We start from the raw sequence: 18,410 nt of genomic DNA, 5'->3' as shown, positions 1-18,410 counted from the left end.
CCATAGATAACGTCGTCGCCCGCGCCGTTTTGATCGTTGATCGATTTGGTGACGATCTCCTGGAAGTTCAGCACCGTGCCATCGGCAAACTCGATCTCTTCCATATCATAGGTGCTGCTTCGGAAGTGATCCGTGACCGTCACGGTTTCGCCGTTGCTGAGCGTAATCACCAGATCCTGGCCCGCGTTCTGCGAGAAGGTCACATCATCGACATTCACATCCGTAAAGACCAGTCGGTCCAAGTGGCCACCAGCATAGCTTGAGTCAGATATCACATCATTGCCGTCGCCGAGGCTGTAGATATAGGTGTCAGCGCCTTCCCCGCCATTCAACGTGTCGTTGCCGAAACCACCCAAGAGAAAGTCGTCTTTGGCACCCCCATTGACGGTGTCGTCTCCAGCGTAGCCGAAAAGGAATTGTGGGGCCTCGTTTGCCGGAGAAAGATCGTCTGCAATATCTGTTCCAGCAACGAACTCATAATTAGCGCCGAACAAAATTCTTGCAAAGAACTCGTCTTGAAGGGTTAAGCCCAAATCTTGCCCAGCACTTCTAACATTCGCCTCAAACTCTGCAGCAGTTGGTCCAAAGTCATATGTTAGTAGGTGCCCGATGGAAGCCGCGTCGGCGTCGGCGAGGCTCCCGTCTATGACTAGATTCCCTAAAACTGCCAAAACAGTTCCGAGGCTGCCTTTAAGTTGCGTATCGTTTTCTGAATTCAAGTCTACGAGATAGGTCAGTCTATGGAGCGGGTGGTCCGCAAAGTCTTCCATAATCGACTGCCAGTCTGACTGATCCGGATTTTTCAGCATGGTTGAAGACGTTGCAGATTGAGCAACAAACCGGATAGACAGCCAATCACGGATAGCATCGTAACGAGCATTCAGTTCAGGGCCTGAAACATAGGTTGGCGTATCGCTGACAGAGATAACCTCACCAAAGAGCCCCAATTGGGTTTCAGTGTAATCTTGCCCGTAGATTGCTTCCAGCGCAGCAAGTTTTTGACCATCGACGTGAGGTCCACGCCCGTCGGAGTCAGCCGCGTTAGCACCTGTCCATTCCATAAAAAAGGCATCAAATGCATCGCGATAGGCAACTATGTTGCCCGCTTCCAGAAGGGTCAACAGATGGTCAGCCTGTTCCTGTAAAGCAGGATTCAATGTGAAAGCCACATCGGTTGAGGCAATTGCACCGGTGCCCGGAAGGTGCGGCATAAGCGCCGCCTCAGGGTCTATTTCAAAATCAGGATCGAGGACCGGAGTGCTGACAAACGGATTGCGCGCAAAGAAAACAGCAGCTATTTCTGATTGAGTTCCATCCGTGAAAGAAACTGTAGATGTTTTCGGAACCCAGTTCCCTTCGATCGATTGATTGGCTGTAGATGTGGCCAAGCTGATTGCTTCAATGCCAATGTCCTGAAGCGAAAAGAGTTCTCCATCGTCCGAAACACCATCCTGGTTCAGATCGCGCCAAATACTCAGACTAGTGAACACAGAGTCTGACGCGTCGATAACGCCGTCTAGGTTGCTGTCGAAGCTGGCAAGATTGAGGAAACCGTCTTCGAAGCCGTCGGTGTCCCCAAACATTTCAGAAATATCTTGAATGACCCCGTCATCGTTCAAATCTCTGACTAGGAAACCATCATCGGCACCCACCCAGCCAGTTCTTTCAGCAAATCCATTTCCATCCAGATCAAAGAGTGCTGACGAACTTTCTAATGCGACCAACTCGATACCATCGTTGTCTAGATCAATAACCAGTGGATCGCTTATCGTCTTACCAAAGCTACTTCCTTCGGCAGGAGATTCCTCTTCAGCTTCATTAGGTTCATCACAATCATGTGATTCTTCTTGGTTCTCTTCGTCGTCGCCAGAGTCCGGTTCCGGATCAACGTTAATGGGATTCGAAAAGGAAAGATCAAACCCGGGAATGCTTTTTATGACAGGGTTCCCGTCTGGGTCAGTTGCAAAGCCAGTTGCTTCCGGCAAGCCCGCGGCAATCAACGCCTGGTTGGCAAAGGTATTGCTGTTCTGTGATAATGGTCTGTATTCATAACCAGACGCGTCGATGCTGTGCTTAAACGATCTAATCGAATCCCACTGAGCACTTAAGTCGCTTCCTGTGGCGATACTTTCTGTTGGGTATTTCGCGTCATTTGCGGTCCCATCTCGTTCATACGTTTTCACATTTCCAAACGGTGAATCGCAATTTTGCTCCCCATTACTTAAAGCTTCTTCCTGAATCATTGCTATAGCCTTATCAAAATTGTTGTCAAAGCTATTGGTGGGACCCGCCTCAATAACATGGTGGTTTCCATCAGAATCAATGTAATTGATCGCCAAATGGGAGCCGCCCTCAATTCCAGTATGGGTCAGACCAGAGGCGAGGGAGTAAGACACGTAAATTCGTTCCATTTAAATTTTCCTGCTGACGTTATTTTCTTACAATTACATATGGTCGACGGTATTTGGTCTCCAATTCAGAGAACCCTATCCCCAAAGTGAAGACCTTGTTTTGAAAGGATACTGAAACTACTTTGTTTGTGTTTCCCGCCGTATAAAGACCTTGGAAGCCATACGTTGATTCAAAGTCTTCCAATATACTTAGCGGATGGCAAGAGCTTCCCACCCAGGAATTTATCTGTGTTTCAAGAACGCTTCCGCTTATGGATTCATTTGAAAACCAATTGCTGTATATTTCATCCTGCCTCTTCAATTCATGGCCAATTATGGCAAGGCTTGATATAATGCCCTGACAGGTTCTGTCAGTGTCCTTGATTTGGATTTCCACAACATAATACTCCTCAGGAGCAGTGAGCTTTCCCGCGATTGGCTTTCCATGCAGTGTTATCGGGTGATCATCATTTGCCTGATGACTAGCAGAGTATTCAAAATTTTGTTTTTCCAAGTCTTCTTGCAAAAGCTCCATTTCACCCAAAGCATGCAAGGGAGAAACAAAAAAATAAATTGAAACAGTGGAAAGAAAGAAAACGAAACTGAAAAAAGGATGTTCGGTCAAAAAAAAATCCCAACAATGCAATAAGTTATCGCTCAGGTTGCATAAGAGAAACAGTAAATGCGGGAGCTGTCAATACAGGATTTCATGCCTAAGCCCGGGTCCCGTTCATTTCTGAGTAGCGGCTTGGTTCACCGCTTGTGAAGCGAGCGATGATCGAAATACTGACATGGTCCCTGCTTATTTGTATAAAAGCCAATCCAAAACGTGGTCCGAACAGAACGCGCAGTCATGCATCTGGACCGGGAAAAATACAAGACAAATCAATAGCATAAAAGTTGCGCGTCGAACCGCGGCAAACTTTTGTATGAAACAGATTGCATCAGGGCTCTGTGCCGGAATAGCTGCGCACCACACGAATGGTTTCTCTATATTCCGACCGCCTTAAACGCGTCTCTCAAAATCCACCGCTGGTTACATGCTTCCGTCCGTAGTCAGCGTTAAGCTGCCACATGATACCTTGTCCAGACAGTTCCCGTGTGCCGATCTTGGGAGCGTATTTGACCTTGAAGTCAACACCAGGTTGAAAGCGGCATCAACGGGGACTGCGTCCCAGCGAGGGACCTCGGGTGATCAGCGCAATCAGCGCCACCCTATTCTCCTGTTAGATAAATCCTTTTGTTTGACCGATTCAGCAGGCCAGTTCTTCACGCGTAAACTTGAATGGCTGACCGTCGCACCACATACGATGCAGGACAATTCCGATGCGTCGGGCCAGGGCAATCGTCGCCCGCTTTTTGCCCCGGCGCTTTGCAACATCCATCGCCCAAGCCGTCAGCCAGTTGTGCTTGCCACGATTCAGCATCACTGTCGCAGCCTGATAGAGGGCCGTTCTTAATCCAATGTCGCCAGCCTTGGATATCTGGCCAACAATGTCTTTCTCTCCCGACTGATTGCGCCTCGGTGTCAGGCCAACCCAAGGCCCGACATCTTTTGATGACCGAAATCGTTCAGGGTCATCAATCGCTGACTTCACCGTAAGTGCGATCACAGTCCCTATTCCGGGCATAGTCATCATCAGTCGGCAGACCCCATCGTCCTTGGCCAGATCGAGAATACACTTTTCCTGCCGCGCAAGCTGTTCACGCAAAACCGTTCTGGCCGTCAGGATGGGGTCCACGGCGGCTTCCAGCATTGCATTGCCATCAGCCAGTTCACGGATGCGGGCTTCGTAGTTGCCTTTACTTACAGTCCCGATCTTGAGGCCAAAGTTGCGCAGGAGACCTCGGACTGAAAGCTCCATATTTGTGATAGCCTGTTTGAGTGTCTTGCGAGAACTCGGCAAAGCCCGTGTTTCCTGGGAAGAGATTGATTTGCAATGAACCGGCCGAAACCAACCCATCTGCAACAGGCGAGCAATCCCTTCCGCATCTCGCCGATCCGTCTTGATAGGCATCGCTTTCAGTGCACCCTTGACCTGACGGGTTTCCATCAAGACGGCGTCAAGCCCGATATCCGTCAGAGCTTTGTGCAACCACTGGGACAAAGGCCCCGCTTCGAGGCCAATTCTTGATATGTCGTATTGCAAGTTCTGAACAAAGCGCACAAGCGCCTCCGGCTCGCTAGGGTCAGGACCCATTGATTTTCGTTTTGCAGCATGATTCACGGTTCTAAAACTGAGCGGTGAACATGTCTGATCTCTTCTGGCTGACGGATGCGCAGATGGCGCGTATGGAGCCCTACTTTCCAAAGTCCCACGGCAAGCCACTCGTCGATGACAGGCGCGTCTTGAGTGGGATTATCTTCATCAATCGCAATGGCTTGCGCTGGCGCGACGCACCTAAGGAATACGGGCCGCACAAGACGCTGTACAACCGTTGGAAACGGTGGAGCGACAAGGGCATCTTCGCGCGGATGATGGCCGGTCTGGCCGCCGAGCACGGCGAACAGAAGACCGTCATGATCGACGCCACCTACCTGAAAGCGCACCGCACGGCGTCCAGTTTGGGCGTCAAAAAGGGGGGCGTGGACGCCTGATTGGCCGAACGAAGGGCGGCATGAACACCAAGTTGCACGCCATCTGCGACAGTCAGGGACGCCCGCTGAACCTGTTCGTAACCGCAGGACAGGTCAGCGACTACATTGGCGCGCGGGCGTTGTTGAGCGGCTTGCCAAATGTCGACTGGCTGCTCGGAGATCGCGGATATGATGCCGATTGGTTTAGGGAAGCGTTGAAAGACAAAGGGATACGCGCTTGCATCCCGGGCCGAAGGCAGCGCAAGAAACCTGTGAAGTACGACAAGCGTCGTTACAAAAGACGGAACCGGATTGAGATCATGTTCGGCAGATTGAAGGACTGGCGACGTGTGGCAACCCGCTACGATAGATGCCCGAAAGTCTTCCTGTCAGCCATCGCACTCGCCGCACTCGTCATCTATTGGCTATGAGTCCTGAGCCTAAACCTAACGGAAAGAGACAATCGGTGATACGGCGAGGTGAAGCCGAAAAGGTCGCCTTGTGGCGCTGACCGGTAATTCTATTGGAAATCAGGGGTAGGCTGCCCGATTTGAAATTCCAAAGCTGAGAACTTCAGTGCCGCAGGCGTCTAATATAGACGCGAGTACGTCACGAAACTGGTTGGTTTTGCAAGTTCCCAACTCAGCGCAGACAGCGGCCTCAAGGCTGGTTGTCGTATCGCAGAACTCTCCGCCACTTGCCTTGCAGATGCCCTGACCGATATTGGTTACAGCCCCACAGAACTCTCCGCCACTCGCTTTACATATACCTTGTCCAACATTGGTAACAGACCCACAGAATTCACCACCCGCCGCTTTGCATATACCTTGCCCAAGATTGGTTACAGTTCCGCAGAATTCACCACCCGCCGCTTTGCAGATCCCTTGCCCAAGATTGGTCACAGTTCCACAGAACTCGCCCCTCGCTGCTTTGCAAATACCTTGCCCAAGATTGGTTACAGTCCCGCAGAATTCGCCACCTGCTGCCTTACAGATCCCTTGCCCGATACTGGTTACGTCCCCGCAAAACTCTCCGCCTCCGGCTTCGCAAATAGCAGTTCCACTAGCTTCCACATAATCCAAGACTTCTGGGAGCCACATTTGGGCTGTATAACAGAATCCACGGTGAGCGTTCAGTTTAGGGTGTTCTGTATCCTCCCTTCGCCATTCCCACGGCTCTTGGACGTATCCCGACCAGATGTTTTTCTTGCCTCGCATCGCAGACAATTGGTCCTGGGCATAGTCTGTTGAATACTCCAGATAGGCCATTGCCCAACCTTGCTGTACCATCCAACGACCTATGTCGGTAATCCCGGCATGACATACGGTCACAAAGCGCCCGTATCGATCAACGGTGTTTGCTTTGCAGTTCAACAATCTCGCGCCAATAAATTGGTCTAAAGCAAGCGCTGCACGCTGACCGCAACGCCATTGCTCCCCGTTGGGGCGCTGGCAAAGCTGGCTCGCTTCGGGCGCATCAATTCCATGCAATCGTAAAGGGGTTCCATTAATTTCGATCGTGTCACCATCGATCACGGATGGGATACCGGTAATGGTCTGAGAGGCAGACGGGCTTGCTAGAAACAAAAAACAAAAAAACAAAGCATTCAGTACATGCCCTGGAGCAGTGAATGGTAGTGACATTCTGTCCTCAAATATTTGATTTAAAATGGGTTAATAGATTTTCTGCATAAGCGTCTTCAGTCTTGTGGCAAAACAACACCACAGGATGAGGTAATTCAACCCCTTGGGGGGCGGGGATCGGCCAAAACAACTGTGAGGGGCGCCAACCGCGCGGGGGAGGTTAGTTTACTGGTTTGCGCGGGTTTCGGCCCCAAAAGGCATTCCTAAGAGCAGCTTTCCGGATGTTCCCGCATCGGTGAACCAGTCAGCCCGATCTCAACGTTCCACAGTGTGGAGAGCGGTTTCGGCAATTTCACGTTAGTCTCCCGGGTTTTTACCCGTTATCTGTATACCGTCGCATACATAGCCGGAGTCCAAAATGTCAAACGTCGCAATCGAGAATCAGCCGAAACTGCAATACCTCCGAGCTCCACGGACACTGGAGACCGACGCACAGAAAGAAATCTTCCACCGGGTTGTGCATTCAATGCCAGCTGGTCATTTTACTGCTGAACACTTTGACTTGCTCGTAGCGTATACTAAGTCTGCGGACGAACTTACTGCTTTGACCAAGTGGAAAGAGGATCGTCTGGAAACACTGCCGGTTGAGCAGGCGTTGATGGAGCTTAATCCGACTACTGGAGCCGCCAAAATCCACCCTTTAGTCGGTCGTCTTGAACGCCTAACCAATGAGCTACAGAGTTTAGCGACTAAGTTACGTATTTTGCCATATGCAGCGCGCAACGAAGCGGCCAAAGAGCGTCAGAAGCAACTCGAGAAAACGCTTTCGGACGATGTGCACGGGTTGCTTGCCGGTTCCGGCAATCTGCAAGCTAATTATCAGGGTTCAAAATCCAGCTAGCCGCTTTCTTTGCCTAAGAAACAAATGGTCGGCTGCATTTAAGCGCAGTCATGAACTTGAGCCGAGAAAAGAGTATCCTGGCCTTCAGGCAAGGGAGTTTCTTCGCGGTATCTGTGGGTAACGCTTCCTTCGCTCGTAACTACTTTCCATTCCAGTTCGGGTAGACCCTGAAAAAGCCTTGGAAGTTCACCGGGAGGCGCCAAGCAGCCGATTACTCGAGTAGATTTGTTCCACTCCAGTGCCCAAAACCATTCATTATCAGGGGCTTCTCGTTTCATTAGCGCTTTGAAGTACCCATTGGCGGTGCTTATATTCGCGTAGCATGGCCACTTTTCGCAGCGGCGAGTAACTTCGATCAATTGTGAATTGCCCCAATCAGACCTTGGATAGCATCCCAGCACCCAGCAATTTTCCGATGGCAGCAAACCGACACTCAGCTTGTTTGTTGGATCTGATGAGGTGATCAACGCATAGAGACCCTGCACCTGAAGAAGCGCCAGCCGGTTTCGGTACCTTTCATTGGTTTGAGGTGGAGCTACTAGTCCAAATGAAAAATCCCCGAAATTCAAAGTAACAGACTCATTTGAGTCTGCTAACTTCATACTCTTTTGGGTTGGGTGATACGAACTATTGGACTTGCGTCGCGCAAGATCATCGACATTCTCGTCCATACCACGACCAGGGCTACTAATTAACGTTGTCGCCGAAACGTGATCTTCCAACCTGCTTTTGTCGGTATTGCATTGTTCACAAGCGCGGAAGACAAAATTAAACGCCCGGCCATTGTCAAAGCTGCCACCGGGAACAAAATTTTTGCCGATGAGGTGCTCTTTGTTTGACGGAATTTCTGACCCTTCGCCTATGAACCGCTGGCAATAGAGACAATACTGGTTTGAGCGTTTCTTTCTTCGATCATACCAAGTCACGGGTTGACCTAGTTTATAGCGGAAAATCCCGGTCATTCAATTTCGACTTTTCATTATTTTTGCAGCCGTTTGTGTAACTTATTCATTGGGGATCATAGTTCAAGTTCCGAGCCTTGCACTGCTTCGAGCGTTTCAAGCTGTGGAGTATTTCGCCGACAGCCCCATTCGGGCCTGAAGAAACACTTCTTGGGAAATCGGTTCACCCTCGCAAGCAACTTTGCGAAGGTGACGATGGTAGGGCCACGACTTAGTGCTCAATTCGCCAGTGAGCTCTAGGAGATGAGGACGTACACCAAAATCGCATATGCGATGGCATTAGTATGCTTTGTGCTCGGTGAGTGGGGCATAGCGAACTGGATTTCTTAGGATCGAGGTAGCTAACCAAAATAGTCTTTGTGTTGTTCTGTCCATGAACCTCGGGGCGCTGGTCCAAGATCAGCTGTAATTTCGGCAAGCAGTCAATAATCTGACAACCGGCTGAATCTTGGCGAATAATCGCAAGCCAGTTTGACCCGGCCTGAATATATGGCCGCCAGGAGTTACGGAAATGAAAAAGCTAATCTTCCCCGCGTTAGTGGGTTCTCTTTTGACGTCTGCATGCGCCCAGAAAGCCGAAAAGGTCACTGCCGCTTATGTGCCGACGACGTTGTACAGCGGCGAAAGCTGCAAGGACTTGAGGCTGGAACAGGCGCGCGTTGTCGCGCAGGTAAACCACCTTGCCGGTGAGCAGGACAAGAAGGCGCAAAACGACGCCGTGGCAATGGGAGTTGGGCTGGTGGTGTTTTGGCCTGCCCTGTTCCTGATGGCCGCAGACAAGGACGAAAGCAGTCAACTGGCCCAAATGAAGGGTCAATACGACGCCATCCAAGCGGCTGGCGCACAGAAGGGTTGCTGGACCTAACAAGAACAGCCCATCAAGCACTCACCTCGAAATAAAACCCCGCTCCCTCAGTTGCGAGAGGCGGGGTTTTATTTGCCGCCACCGCCGTTGCTTTCGTTGCTACTTTTTCTCTGGTTCTCGACAACACAACCGACGAGCAGGAGGCAGCGTTGCTGGATTTCGAATGAATGGAGCAGACCAAATGGATCAAAAAACGAAGCAAACCTTCGAAGAGGCGCGTGAAGAAATTAGGCTGGTTAACTCTAACTTGATTAAATTCGTACGGGCGTATTCGGAAGACTTCAAAAATATGACAGGGACGATGAATCTCTTCAATATTGTACAATTAATTTTGCTGGTTGTAATTCTCGGGCGGGTTTGGTGACCCCCTTCAAACGGGGATGTTCCATAAGGACATGACTTACCTTCCAGCCGTATTTGGCCAAGATACACGCGAACCCGCCCTACATTGAAGAATGATTGCCCCACCACGAGCGGGGTTTTTCACAAACACTACATTCGCTGGTCTTCTTCGGTGTAAGGCGTCGTGCGACCCAATTTCCAACCGACCCCGAAAGCCAACATCCCCGAAATAAACACAGTCGTGCTATGACCTGTGCCAATGGAGGTGTACATTAACATGCCAAAGGCGACAGCCATTAACAGTGTTTGTAGTTTGTCTCCTTTGGGCATCGATTGAATCCCCATATCTCACTCCAAGTTGATTATCTTTTTGCTCAACTGTTCAGCAATCGAAACTGGCATTCTACCCGCTACGTGAGGTCAACAATCCCCGGCACTAAACGGTTTTGCGGCTTTTCCAGCGCCGGAGCAGCCACTCTCGCGCTTGTGGTGCGGTCGGAATGGACGGTTACGCCCCCGCACTGTTATAAGCGATCCTACGGTCGGCTCCGCGCTGACACGCATACAGGATTACAGCAAATCTTACCTTTAGCTGGAGACCTGTTATGGCCCAATCAAACAACATCATTGAGTTCCCGCCCACACCCTTCGAGTTCGAGGTCGCTGATTCTGCCGACAGTGAACGCCTCGAATACTGGGACGAGCGCGGGAATATGTATTCCCATCCGTTGCCTGACCTTCGCCGTACCGAAGATTGGAAGGCAATAGTCGATGAGTTCGGATTAAAACCACATCTCGCCGCTCGTGCGTGGTTCGTTGTCTACGCCGCGCATCTTGAGGCTGTTGAACGAAACGGCGTTGCTTTGTTGCCGGAAGAGTTGGACAGATGAGAGTGACCGTCTGTGGGCATTACACAAAGACCGGACACGGTTTCACGATGATAAGCGTTTATTCTGGAGATCAACATTTTGGTGGGGTTGGATTGCCCAAACATCATAGCTGGGAAAGCAACGCGGCGCATATACGCAATTCTCCCAACCATAGTCCGGCAGTCAAACGATTGCTCTTGGAAGAGTGGAACCGCCGAAGGCCCGTCAATAGCTGAACCCGGCGTTTCCCCGGCGCTGAAATAGCTAACCCCCTGCAAACGCAGGGGGGTTCGCTTATAGCTTGCTTACGGGATAAAAAAGGGCCGGTCCGAAATGGACCGGCCCGTTGTCTTTTCTACGCTTCAAATCAGACGAAGAATTGCGCACCGTTGGCCGAGATGGTCGAGCCATTGATGAACTGAGAATCGTCGGATGCCAGGAACGCCACGCAGCGCGCGATTTCTTCGGGCTCACCCAGGCGACCTGCTGGGATCTGGCCGATAATGGATTCGCGGACTTTTTCAGGAACAGCCATCACCATCTCGGTTGCGATATAGCCGGGGCAGATCGCGTTGGCGGTAATGCCTGCACGCGCGCCTTCCTGCGCCAGCGATTTCACGATGCCCAGATCGCCTGCTTTGGTCGCGGCATAGTTCACCTGAGCGAACTGGCCCTTCTGACCATTGATCGAGCTGATGACGATGACGCGGCCGAACTTACGCTCGCGCATGCCGTTCCAGACAGGGTGCACTGTGTTAAACACGCCGGTCAGGTTGGTGTCGATTACCTGGTGCCACTGTTCGGGGGTCATCTTGTGGAAGGGTGCGTCGCGAGTGATGCCCGCGTTTGCAACCACGATGTCGATCGCGCCAACCTCGGCTTCGACTTTTTCAATTCCGGCTTTGGATTCGTCATAATCAGCGACGTTCCACTTGTAGGTGGCGATGCCGGTCTCTTCGGTGAACTTCGCGGCGGCTTCGTCGTTCCCCGCATAGGTGGCTGCAACATTGTACCCTTCGGCCTTGAGCGCCTTGGAAATTGCTGCGCCGATGCCGCGGGAGCCGCCGGTAACGAGTGCTGTACGTGCCATTTAGGAATCCTCCAATTAAAGTCGTCTTGGTAATGCTGTTACTTTGAGAGGTGATCGTGCGCAATATTGTTTCGTCATGATTCTCTAAATTCCGCGTGGCAATATCGTCGCATCTTTGGGTTAAGGCCCCAATGTAACAAAAAAAGGGCGCCCAAGGGACGCCCTTTTCTATTCGCTTGTCAAAGCACTTAGTCGCGCTCCACGCACAGGGCGACGCCCATGCCGCCGCCGATGCAGAGAGTGGCGAGACCTTTCTTCGCGTCGCGGCGTTTCATTTCGAATAGCAGCGTGTTCAGAACGCGGCAGCCCGAAGCGCCGATCGGGTGACCGATGGCAATGGCGCCGCCGTTCACGTTCACGATCGATGGATCCCAGCCCATGTCCTTATTCACGGCGCAGGCCTGTGCGGCAAACGCTTCGTTCGCCTCGACCAGATCCAGATCGTCAACGGACCAGCCCGCTTTTTCCAGCGCTTTGCGCGAAGCGTAGATCGGGCCTACGCCCATGATCGACGGGTCCAGACCGGCGGTTGCATAGGATGCGATACGGCCCAGTGGCTCGATTCCGCGCTTTTCAGCATTTTCGGCGGACATTAGCAGGGTCGCCGCCGCGCCGTCATTCAGGCCGGATGCGTTTGCGGCCGTGACCGAACCGTCCTTTGCGAAGGCCGGACGCAGCTTTGCCATCGCTTCCATGGTGGCGCCGTGGCGGATGTATTCGTCAGCGTCCATCACGATGTCGCCCTTGCGGGTCTTGATGGTGAAGGGCGTGATTTCGTCGGCGAACTTGCCAGCCTTTTGCGCGGCTTCAGCCTTGTTCTGCGACGCGACGGCGAATTCGTCCTGCATGTCACGGCTGATTTGCCATTTCTCGGCGACGTTTTCAGCGGTCTGGCCCATGTGATAGCCATTGAACGCATCCCACAGACCATCGCGGATCATCGTGTCGATGTATTTCATGTCGCCCATCTTTTGACCGGCACGCAAAGCGGCGGCGTGGGGCGAAAGAGTCATGTTCTCTTGTCCACCGGCAGCAACGATCTCGGCGTCGCCCAGTTGGATGTGCTGAGCACCCAGGGCCACGGCGCGCAGGCCCGAGCCGCAAACCTGATTGATACCCCAGGCTGCGCTTTCCTGCGGCAGACCAGCGTTGATATGTGCCTGACGGGCGGGGTTCTGACCCTGAGCTGCCGTCAGCACCTGTCCCAGTATGGTTTCGCTGACTTCGCCCTTTTCCACACCTGCGCGTTCTACTACAGCCTCCAGTACGGCGGCCCCAAGATCATGCGCGGGTGTGTTTGCAAACGAGCCGCCAAAGCTGCCCACTCCGGTGCGCGCGGCGGATGCGATTACTACGTTGGTCATTTAGACAATCCTTTACCGTCAAGGTCCTGCGGGATATTCGACGGCGCGGATCGCACAGAGACAACTCTGTGGCAGTAAGAGCGCCTCATGTTCCCCGCTCCAACTCCACATGGCATAGCGCAACGCTGCAGTTGCAGCAACGGTCAGCTTGCCTCAGGTCGGGCGTGGACCGGATAAATCACTCTAACTGGCTGTATGTTTGCGCTTTTCCGCCTTCCACGGGGCGGAAACGGTAGGGGCGCCAAACAGGAACCCCTGCAGGCAGTCGACGCCGTTGGCAATTAGGAATTCGGCATCCTTCTGTGTTTCGACTGATTCGGCGGTCACCAGAATCTCGAATTCTCGCGCCACGGCGATCAGGGCCCGTACCAAAGCCTGATTGTCCCGATTTTCGCCGATTCCGTGGATGAACTGGCCGTCGATCTTGGCAGCATCAAAGAAAAACTCGCGAAAATTGCGAAAGCTGAAATTGCTGGCCCCAAAGTCGTCAAGCGCAAAGGCGATGCCGCGCGGCTGCAGCCGGTCCATGAAATCGATCACCAGCTCAGGCACCGTCATAGCCGAGCTTTCTGAGATTTCCAAAATCAGCCTTTCGCCAATATTGGGGTCTTTCTTCAGAAACCGCTCCAGCACACGTGACCATCGCGCGTAACCGATCGAACGGGCAGACATGTTGATGGACAGGCGAATGTCGGGGTTTTTGGTCAGCGTCCGCAATCCCATTTCAAGCGCGACACAGTCCAGTTCGCGCCCGATTGGAGTGTTTTCCAGTTGTGGCATGAACTCGCGCGCGGGGATGACCCGACCGGTTTCATCCAGCACTCTGATGAACCCTTCATAGAAAGCGACGTCATGCGGCCTGTTCGCTTGCATCACAGGTTGAAAGGCCAGTTTGCACTGTTTGTGCTTCACCGCCTCGGTCGCCATTTCAATCGTCGAGGCATCGCGGGATTTGACAGCCGCGTTCAAGGGGCTGTCCCCACCTTCGGGCAAATCTGCCAGTACCTTCTTCCGCATGTGCAACCCGTTTCCCTTAACGCCGCCGGTCCGGTGACGATTTCAGAGGAAAGGTGTGAATCTGCGGTTAAGACAAACGCAATTGATTGAAGTCAGGTTTGGGTCAACGAGTCGTTTCCCAGATGCGTCCCAGCGCTGCAAAGCCACCGACCACCGCACCCATGAACCCCAAAAGCATCATACCAAAGCCCAACGCGACAATCCCCGTCGCGCCTCCAGCCAGCGCCGTCAACATAGCGAGCACCACTCCGGTAAGACCCATAACGGTGGAAAGGGTTGTCAGTCTGGTCATGTTGCCTCCGGTTACTCGCACTGCACACATCGATTGGATATGGGACGTGAGGGCCGGATTTCAAGAATCAGGTCGGATAGGTCGGCGGTATCAGGCCTGTTTTGCTTGCGTATTGGGCTGTTTGGTGTCGAATTGTTCGAATCCGGGCGTTCCACGATCTTCCGGGTGGCGGTCCAGATGCTTGGCTTTAATCTGTTCGGAATTGTCCCGGCTGCCATCATGGCTGTAGCCGGGGGGGGCAAAGCAATAAGCCAGTCGCTGACGCATTGTCAGGCCCGGTTGTGTCGCGTCGCGCCAAATTCCAACCCATTCGTGAAAGGCCACACGCAGCGGGTTGAAGGTGCCGATATTGTGAACCAACCCATAGTCGACGCGGTCGTCTTCCTGTTCCGGCACGAAGGTCCCGAACAGCTTGTCCCAGATGATGAAAACGCCGGCATAGTTGCAGTCCAGGTAGCGTGCATTGCGACCATGATGGGCGCGGTGGTGGCTGGGTGTGTTCATCACCGCCTCAAACCAGCGGGGCATTTTGCCAATCGCCTCGGTGTGAATCCAGAACTGATAGATCAGGTTCAGACCACCCACGAACAGCACCATCGCCGGATGGAAACCCAGTAGGATCAGAGGCGCGCGAACTACCATCATGAAGGTAAACGTATAGGTCCATGTCTGACGCAGGGCGGTGGTAAGGTTGTAGTGTTGCGAGCTGTGGTGGTTCACGTGGCTGGCCCAGACCCAGCGAATGCGGTGACCAAAGCGGTGCACCCAGTAATAGCGGAAATCATCCAGCACAAAGCACAGAAGGATAACAGGGATAGAGGTGCCCAGGTTCAGCGGCGTGATCTGCCACAGCCACATGAAGAATGCATAGGCGATAAACCCCAACAGAAAGCCGGATGCGATGTTGCCAGCTCCCATGATCAGCGATGTAACGGCGTCCCGCGTCTCATAGCGGCCGCCGCGTCCTTTGACGGCGATCCACAGAAACTCGGCCAGAATAGCAGCTATGAAAAAGGGGACGGCCCACTGCACGGCGTCCGGGAAAGTTACGTGGTCGGTCATGCGGGCTCCATCAGGTGCTGCCAGTGGCGGCGTTCGCGTTCGTCAAGGTGGATTATGGCTTTGGGCGTTCCGAAGTCGTGGAATTGAACCTGGAACCCTTGCGGGTGATCCAGCAGATCAAAGTCCAGCAGGTGCCGGGCAACGGTGTCTGCACCAAAAGACCACAGCAGACCATTTCCTGTTTCGGTTCGGATCAGGGCCGCGTGCCCGTCATGTGCAACGGTGACATCGATGATCGAATCATCCGGCGCATGACGCAGCCATTCTGACCACGCCAATTCGGGCGATAGCGCGCGCAATCGGGATCTGCCTGTCAGGTGCAGCAACAGGGTTATCCCGGCGATGCCTCCGACCACCAGAACCAATAGAATTTCAAGCGGCATTCCGTCCTCCTGCGCGGCAGAGTGCAAAGCGGCAGGCAGGCTGTCAAAGGTGGCGTCGCGTCAGCTATGTTCCAGACTGTCCAGAACCTCATACTGGACGACTCGCTGGACAAACGGCACCAAGCCGTCCGGCCCCGAGGCGCGATCCTTTAGGTGGATACAGATATCGGGCCTGCGCGCCGCGATGATGCCCACCATCTCGCCGCGTATCCTGTCATCAAGGCCGGCACCCATGATCGCGCAAGCGATGCGCGGCTCTTCGTCCAGCTGCCGTTTGACTTCTTCCTGATCATGCGCGCCAAGCCATTGGATCGGAAGGTGATCCAATTGACGCGCAACATCACCGATCACGTTGGGCAATTTTCCAATCAACAGAACTACCGGTTTCATCGTCGTCTCCCCTTCCTTCAGGTTGCAAACGAAAACCGGCCCATCTGGGCCGGTTTCAGCATACCACAAAACGTTCAGGAAGGCCTGATGCTTCAGCTGTTGCCCTCGACAAGGGTTGAAACGATGGCCTTGGCGCTGTCCGAATTCCACTCGGCATCGCCAATCAATCGAGCAATCTCATTGCCGTCGGGATCCAGAATGACGGTGATTGGCAGGGCGATCACGCCCATTTTGCGTGCAACTGCCGATTGGGGATCCTGATGACGTGGCAGGTTGTCGATGCCGTTTTCCTCGAAAAACTTCTTGATCCCGGCTGGCGAGTTACGCCCTGTGGCCAGTGTCACGACCTCGAACTTGTCGCCGCCGAATTCTTCTTGCAGCTCGGCGATCTGAGGCATTTCCTTGCGACACGGCGCGCACCAGGTGGCCCAGAAGTTCAGCAGAACATACTTGCCCTTGTAATCCGCAAGCGTCGCGGTGCCGCCGTCATCCTCAAGCTGAAATTCAACTGCTTCGACTGGCTTTGGCTCTTTGTGCAGGATCAGCCGTTTCAGGGAGTCCTCCCGGAGCGGTGCCAGAGTTTCGGCATCCGTGGCCAAAGCCGCGTTTGCACCCAACGCAAGGGCCATATAAAGGGGGATCAGACGAAATAGGCGCATATCAACTCCGGGTTTTCTTACATGACCGATCAATCTTCGAACCAGATGTGGGGCGGCCGCTTTGCCGCCGGTCCAGACGCGATCATGGAGGCGATCAACGCCTCGATCGGGTTCGATCAGCGGATGGCAGCCCAGGACATTGCAGGCTCGCGTGCCCATGCCGCCATGCTGGCTGCCACAGGTGTTATTACTGATAGTGACGCGCAGGCTATTCGGGAAGGGCTGCTCACCGTTTTGTCAGAAATCCAGAACGGAGAATTTCAGTTCTCGACCGCGCTGGAAGACATCCACATGAATGTCGAGGCGCGCCTGAAAGAGGTGATTGGCGAACCCGCAGGTCGTTTGCACACAGGCCGGTCGCGCAATGATCAGGTGGCGACCGATTTCAAACTATGGGTCCGCGATCAGTTTGATGCGGCTGAATCCGGCCTGCTGGCCCTGATCCGCGCGCTTTTGGCGCAGGCTGAGGCTGGCGCTGATTGGGTCATGCCCGGCTTTACCCATCTGCAGGTGGCGCAGCCCGTCACATGGGGCCATCACATGATGGCCTATGTCGAGATGTTTGGCCGCGATCTGTCCCGTGTCCGCGATGCACGCGCCCGGATGAACGAATCCCCCTTGGGTGCTGCCGCGCTGGCTGGAACGTCCTTCCCCATCGATCGTCAGATGACGGCTGAGGCGCTGGGCTTTGACCGCCCCGCCGCCAACTCGCTGGACGCCGTCAGCGACCGTGATTTCGCGCTGGAATTCTTGTCGACCGCCTCAATCTGCGCTGTACACCTGTCGCGTTTTGCCGAAGAGCTGGTGATCTGGTCTTCAGCCCAGTTCCGCTTTGTTACGCTGTCCGACCGGTTCTCGACCGGTTCGTCAATCATGCCGCAGAAAAAGAACCCTGATGCCGCGGAACTGATCCGTGCCAAAGTGGGTCGGATTTACGGTGCGAATACTGCGCTGATGATGGTGATGAAGGGCCTGCCTCTGGCGTATTCAAAGGACATGCAGGAAGACAAGGAACAGGTCTTTGACGCCGCCGACAATTGGATGCTGGCTCTGGCCGCGATGGAAGGCATGGTCAAGGACATGACCGCCAACCGTGAAAGCCTTGCTGCCGCCGCAGGGTCTGGTTTCTCGACCGCGACCGATCTGGCCGATTGGCTGGTCCGTGTGCCGGGCCTGCCGTTCCGCGACGCGCACCACGTTACCGGATCGCTGGTCGCCATGGCCGAAAGCAAGGGCTGTGACCTGCCTGATCTGACACTGGAAAACATGCAATCGGTCCATGCGGACATCACCGACAATGTCTATTCTGTCCTTACCGTCGAAAATTCGGTAAACTCACGCCAGTCTTATGGTGGCACAGCGCCGGATCAGGTGCGTGCCCAGGTCAAGCGGTGGAAGGCGCTAGTGTGATGCAGATACTACGTGTGGTGCTTCTTATTTCGGCCGGGGCTCTTCTGGTCGGCTGTGGAGCGGACGGCGAACCCATCCAACCCACGATGAGCGCAAATATCGGTGTTGGCAGCAGTGGCACCTATGGCGGTGTCGGGGTCGGCCTTCGACGCGGCGGGGTCGGCGTTTTCCTGGGGCTGTAGTCGTCAATAGCAATCTCGCATTACCATGCCTATTTGAACGGCATATTGGCCGAGTGCCAAATTCAAAAAAG

General features: G+C 53.7%; 19 protein-coding genes and 1 pseudogene. 7 read left to right on the top strand and 13 right to left on the bottom strand.

Translation table 11 applies throughout. The features are described from left to right. From AC2FLJ_RS12925 to AC2FLJ_RS12915, 3 genes and pseudogenes are all read right to left on the bottom strand, one after another. A partial coding sequence (locus AC2FLJ_RS12925) for a calcium-binding protein (protein ID WP_496706119.1) occupies positions 1 to 2,411 on the bottom strand: 2,411 nt, incomplete at its 3' end. Positions 2,412 to 2,430: 19 nt separating this feature from the next. Further along, positions 2,431 to 3,015 (bottom strand): hypothetical protein, encoded by a 585-nt coding sequence (locus AC2FLJ_RS12920; RefSeq protein WP_496706117.1) that lies wholly within the window; start codon positions 3,013 to 3,015, stop codon positions 2,431 to 2,433. A 628-nt stretch (positions 3,016 to 3,643) separates the two neighbouring features. Beyond that, positions 3,644 to 4,588 (bottom strand): annotated as a pseudogene (locus tag AC2FLJ_RS12915) (IS110 family RNA-guided transposase); the annotation flags it as partial. 53 nt (positions 4,589 to 4,641) lie between these two features. Here AC2FLJ_RS12915 and AC2FLJ_RS12910 point away from each other — a divergent pair. Then, positions 4,642 to 5,399, top strand: a protein-coding gene (locus AC2FLJ_RS12910; RefSeq protein WP_496706115.1) for an IS5 family transposase whose coding sequence is annotated in 2 segments (ribosomal slippage) — positions 4,642 to 4,963 and positions 4,963 to 5,399 — 759 coding nt in all. Because the reading frame shifts where the segments join, the coding sequence is not laid out codon by codon here. 99 nt (positions 5,400 to 5,498) lie between these two features. Here the strand turns inward: AC2FLJ_RS12910 and AC2FLJ_RS12905 are convergent. Continuing rightward, positions 5,499 to 6,611, bottom strand: coding sequence for a thermonuclease family protein (locus AC2FLJ_RS12905; protein WP_496706113.1), 1,113 nt, complete (start codon positions 6,609 to 6,611; stop codon positions 5,499 to 5,501). 358 nt (positions 6,612 to 6,969) lie between these two features. Here AC2FLJ_RS12905 and AC2FLJ_RS12900 point away from each other — a divergent pair, with 358 nt between their 5' ends. Beyond that, a complete protein-coding gene (locus AC2FLJ_RS12900) occupies positions 6,970 to 7,452 on the top strand; it encodes a hypothetical protein (protein ID WP_496706111.1) in 483 nt (160 codons plus the stop codon). A 38-nt stretch (positions 7,453 to 7,490) separates the two neighbouring features. Here AC2FLJ_RS12900 and AC2FLJ_RS12895 read toward each other — a convergent pair whose 3' ends face one another. After that, positions 7,491 to 8,414: a hypothetical protein gene (locus tag AC2FLJ_RS12895; protein ID WP_496706109.1), complete on the bottom strand. Its 924-nt coding sequence runs from the start codon at positions 8,412 to 8,414 to the stop codon at positions 7,491 to 7,493. A gap of 511 nt (positions 8,415 to 8,925) precedes the next feature. Here AC2FLJ_RS12895 and AC2FLJ_RS12890 point away from each other — a divergent pair. The 3 genes from AC2FLJ_RS12890 (at position 8,926) to AC2FLJ_RS12880 (ending at position 10,511) form a co-directional block, all read left to right on the top strand. Beyond that, the gene (locus AC2FLJ_RS12890; RefSeq protein WP_170467168.1) at positions 8,926 to 9,279 is read left to right on the top strand and encodes a hypothetical protein; all 354 of its coding nucleotides are present in this window, start codon (positions 8,926 to 8,928) and stop codon (positions 9,277 to 9,279) included. Between the two features lie 163 nt (positions 9,280 to 9,442). Then, positions 9,443 to 9,643, top strand: coding sequence for a hypothetical protein (locus AC2FLJ_RS12885; RefSeq protein ID WP_496706107.1), 201 nt, complete (start codon positions 9,443 to 9,445; stop codon positions 9,641 to 9,643). Between the two features lie 583 nt (positions 9,644 to 10,226). Continuing rightward, on the top strand, positions 10,227 to 10,511 hold the full coding sequence (locus AC2FLJ_RS12880) for a hypothetical protein (protein WP_170467164.1): 285 nt from the start codon (positions 10,227 to 10,229) through the stop codon (positions 10,509 to 10,511). 346 nt (positions 10,512 to 10,857) lie between these two features. Here AC2FLJ_RS12880 and phbB read toward each other — a convergent pair whose 3' ends face one another. The 8 genes from phbB to AC2FLJ_RS12840 all read right to left on the bottom strand — a co-directional run bounded on the left by phbB (position 10,858) and on the right by AC2FLJ_RS12840 (position 16,747). Next, positions 10,858 to 11,580 carry an acetoacetyl-CoA reductase gene (gene phbB, locus AC2FLJ_RS12875; protein WP_109312925.1) on the bottom strand — a complete coding sequence of 241 codons (723 nt, stop codon included), beginning with the start codon at positions 11,578 to 11,580 and terminating at the stop codon, positions 10,858 to 10,860. 188 nt (positions 11,581 to 11,768) lie between these two features. Then, entirely contained in the window at positions 11,769 to 12,944 is a 1,176-nt protein-coding gene (locus AC2FLJ_RS12870) for an acetyl-CoA C-acetyltransferase (RefSeq protein WP_109312924.1), read from the bottom strand. 183 nt (positions 12,945 to 13,127) lie between these two features. After that, the gene (locus AC2FLJ_RS12865; RefSeq protein WP_496706104.1) at positions 13,128 to 13,961 is read right to left on the bottom strand and encodes an EAL domain-containing protein; all 834 of its coding nucleotides are present in this window, start codon (positions 13,959 to 13,961) and stop codon (positions 13,128 to 13,130) included. Positions 13,962 to 14,064: 103 nt separating this feature from the next. Continuing rightward, positions 14,065 to 14,253 (bottom strand): hypothetical protein, encoded by a 189-nt coding sequence (locus AC2FLJ_RS12860; RefSeq protein ID WP_282120095.1) that lies wholly within the window; start codon positions 14,251 to 14,253, stop codon positions 14,065 to 14,067. 90 nt (positions 14,254 to 14,343) lie between these two features. After that, positions 14,344 to 15,315, bottom strand: coding sequence for a sterol desaturase family protein (locus AC2FLJ_RS12855; RefSeq protein WP_058278810.1), 972 nt, complete (start codon positions 15,313 to 15,315; stop codon positions 14,344 to 14,346). Then, positions 15,312 to 15,698: a hypothetical protein gene (locus AC2FLJ_RS12850; protein WP_496706102.1), complete on the bottom strand. Its 387-nt coding sequence runs from the start codon at positions 15,696 to 15,698 to the stop codon at positions 15,312 to 15,314. The genes AC2FLJ_RS12855 and AC2FLJ_RS12850 overlap by 4 nt, the downstream gene beginning before the upstream one ends. A 60-nt stretch (positions 15,699 to 15,758) precedes the next feature. Further along, positions 15,759 to 16,088 carry a hypothetical protein gene (locus tag AC2FLJ_RS12845; RefSeq protein ID WP_058278908.1) on the bottom strand — a complete coding sequence of 110 codons (330 nt, stop codon included), beginning with the start codon at positions 16,086 to 16,088 and terminating at the stop codon, positions 15,759 to 15,761. 92 nt (positions 16,089 to 16,180) lie between these two features. Beyond that, positions 16,181 to 16,747 (bottom strand): TlpA disulfide reductase family protein, encoded by a 567-nt coding sequence (locus tag AC2FLJ_RS12840; protein WP_058273552.1) that lies wholly within the window; start codon positions 16,745 to 16,747, stop codon positions 16,181 to 16,183. A gap of 21 nt (positions 16,748 to 16,768) precedes the next feature. On the opposite strand from AC2FLJ_RS12840, the gene argH reads away from it, so the two are divergent. Both argH and AC2FLJ_RS12830 read left to right on the top strand, forming a co-directional pair. Then, positions 16,769 to 18,157 (top strand): argininosuccinate lyase, encoded by a 1,389-nt coding sequence (gene argH, locus AC2FLJ_RS12835; protein WP_496698740.1) that lies wholly within the window; start codon positions 16,769 to 16,771, stop codon positions 18,155 to 18,157. Continuing rightward, a complete protein-coding gene (locus AC2FLJ_RS12830; RefSeq protein WP_496698742.1) occupies positions 18,157 to 18,339 on the top strand; it encodes an argininosuccinate lyase in 183 nt (60 codons plus the stop codon). Before argH ends, AC2FLJ_RS12830 begins: the two co-directional genes overlap by 1 nt. Positions 18,340 to 18,410 lie beyond the last annotated feature (71 nt).

It is taken from the genome of Ruegeria sp. CDSA034 (genome assembly GCF_059612275.1).
Note: the sequence above shows the minus strand (reverse complement) of the source record. Positions and strands in the feature narration are given on the sequence as shown.

What these genes read in the sequence shown, in the direction of transcription:
- AC2FLJ_RS12905 (WP_496706113.1), bottom strand. Translation starts at nt 6,611, where the DNA reads ATGTCACTACCATTCACTGCTCCAGGGCATGTACTGAATGCTTTGTTT.
- AC2FLJ_RS12900 (WP_496706111.1), top strand. Translation starts at nt 6,970, where the DNA reads ATGTCAAACGTCGCAATCGAGAATCAGCCGAAACTGCAATACCTCCGA.
- AC2FLJ_RS12895 (WP_496706109.1), bottom strand. Translation starts at nt 8,414, where the DNA reads ATGACCGGGATTTTCCGCTATAAACTAGGTCAACCCGTGACTTGGTAT.
- AC2FLJ_RS12890 (WP_170467168.1), top strand. Translation starts at nt 8,926, where the DNA reads ATGAAAAAGCTAATCTTCCCCGCGTTAGTGGGTTCTCTTTTGACGTCT.
- AC2FLJ_RS12885 (WP_496706107.1), top strand. Translation starts at nt 9,443, where the DNA reads ATGAATGGAGCAGACCAAATGGATCAAAAAACGAAGCAAACCTTCGAA.
- AC2FLJ_RS12880 (WP_170467164.1), top strand. Translation starts at nt 10,227, where the DNA reads ATGGCCCAATCAAACAACATCATTGAGTTCCCGCCCACACCCTTCGAG.
- phbB (WP_109312925.1), bottom strand. Translation starts at nt 11,580, where the DNA reads ATGGCACGTACAGCACTCGTTACCGGCGGCTCCCGCGGCATCGGCGCA.
- AC2FLJ_RS12870 (WP_109312924.1), bottom strand. Translation starts at nt 12,944, where the DNA reads ATGACCAACGTAGTAATCGCATCCGCCGCGCGCACCGGAGTGGGCAGC.
- AC2FLJ_RS12865 (WP_496706104.1), bottom strand. Translation starts at nt 13,961, where the DNA reads ATGCGGAAGAAGGTACTGGCAGATTTGCCCGAAGGTGGGGACAGCCCC.
- AC2FLJ_RS12860 (WP_282120095.1), bottom strand. Translation starts at nt 14,253, where the DNA reads ATGACCAGACTGACAACCCTTTCCACCGTTATGGGTCTTACCGGAGTG.
- AC2FLJ_RS12855 (WP_058278810.1), bottom strand. Translation starts at nt 15,315, where the DNA reads ATGACCGACCACGTAACTTTCCCGGACGCCGTGCAGTGGGCCGTCCCC.
- AC2FLJ_RS12850 (WP_496706102.1), bottom strand. Translation starts at nt 15,698, where the DNA reads ATGCCGCTTGAAATTCTATTGGTTCTGGTGGTCGGAGGCATCGCCGGG.
- AC2FLJ_RS12845 (WP_058278908.1), bottom strand. Translation starts at nt 16,088, where the DNA reads ATGAAACCGGTAGTTCTGTTGATTGGAAAATTGCCCAACGTGATCGGT.
- AC2FLJ_RS12840 (WP_058273552.1), bottom strand. Translation starts at nt 16,747, where the DNA reads ATGCGCCTATTTCGTCTGATCCCCCTTTATATGGCCCTTGCGTTGGGT.
- argH (WP_496698740.1), top strand. Translation starts at nt 16,769, where the DNA reads ATGACCGATCAATCTTCGAACCAGATGTGGGGCGGCCGCTTTGCCGCC.
- AC2FLJ_RS12830 (WP_496698742.1), top strand. Translation starts at nt 18,157, where the DNA reads ATGCAGATACTACGTGTGGTGCTTCTTATTTCGGCCGGGGCTCTTCTG.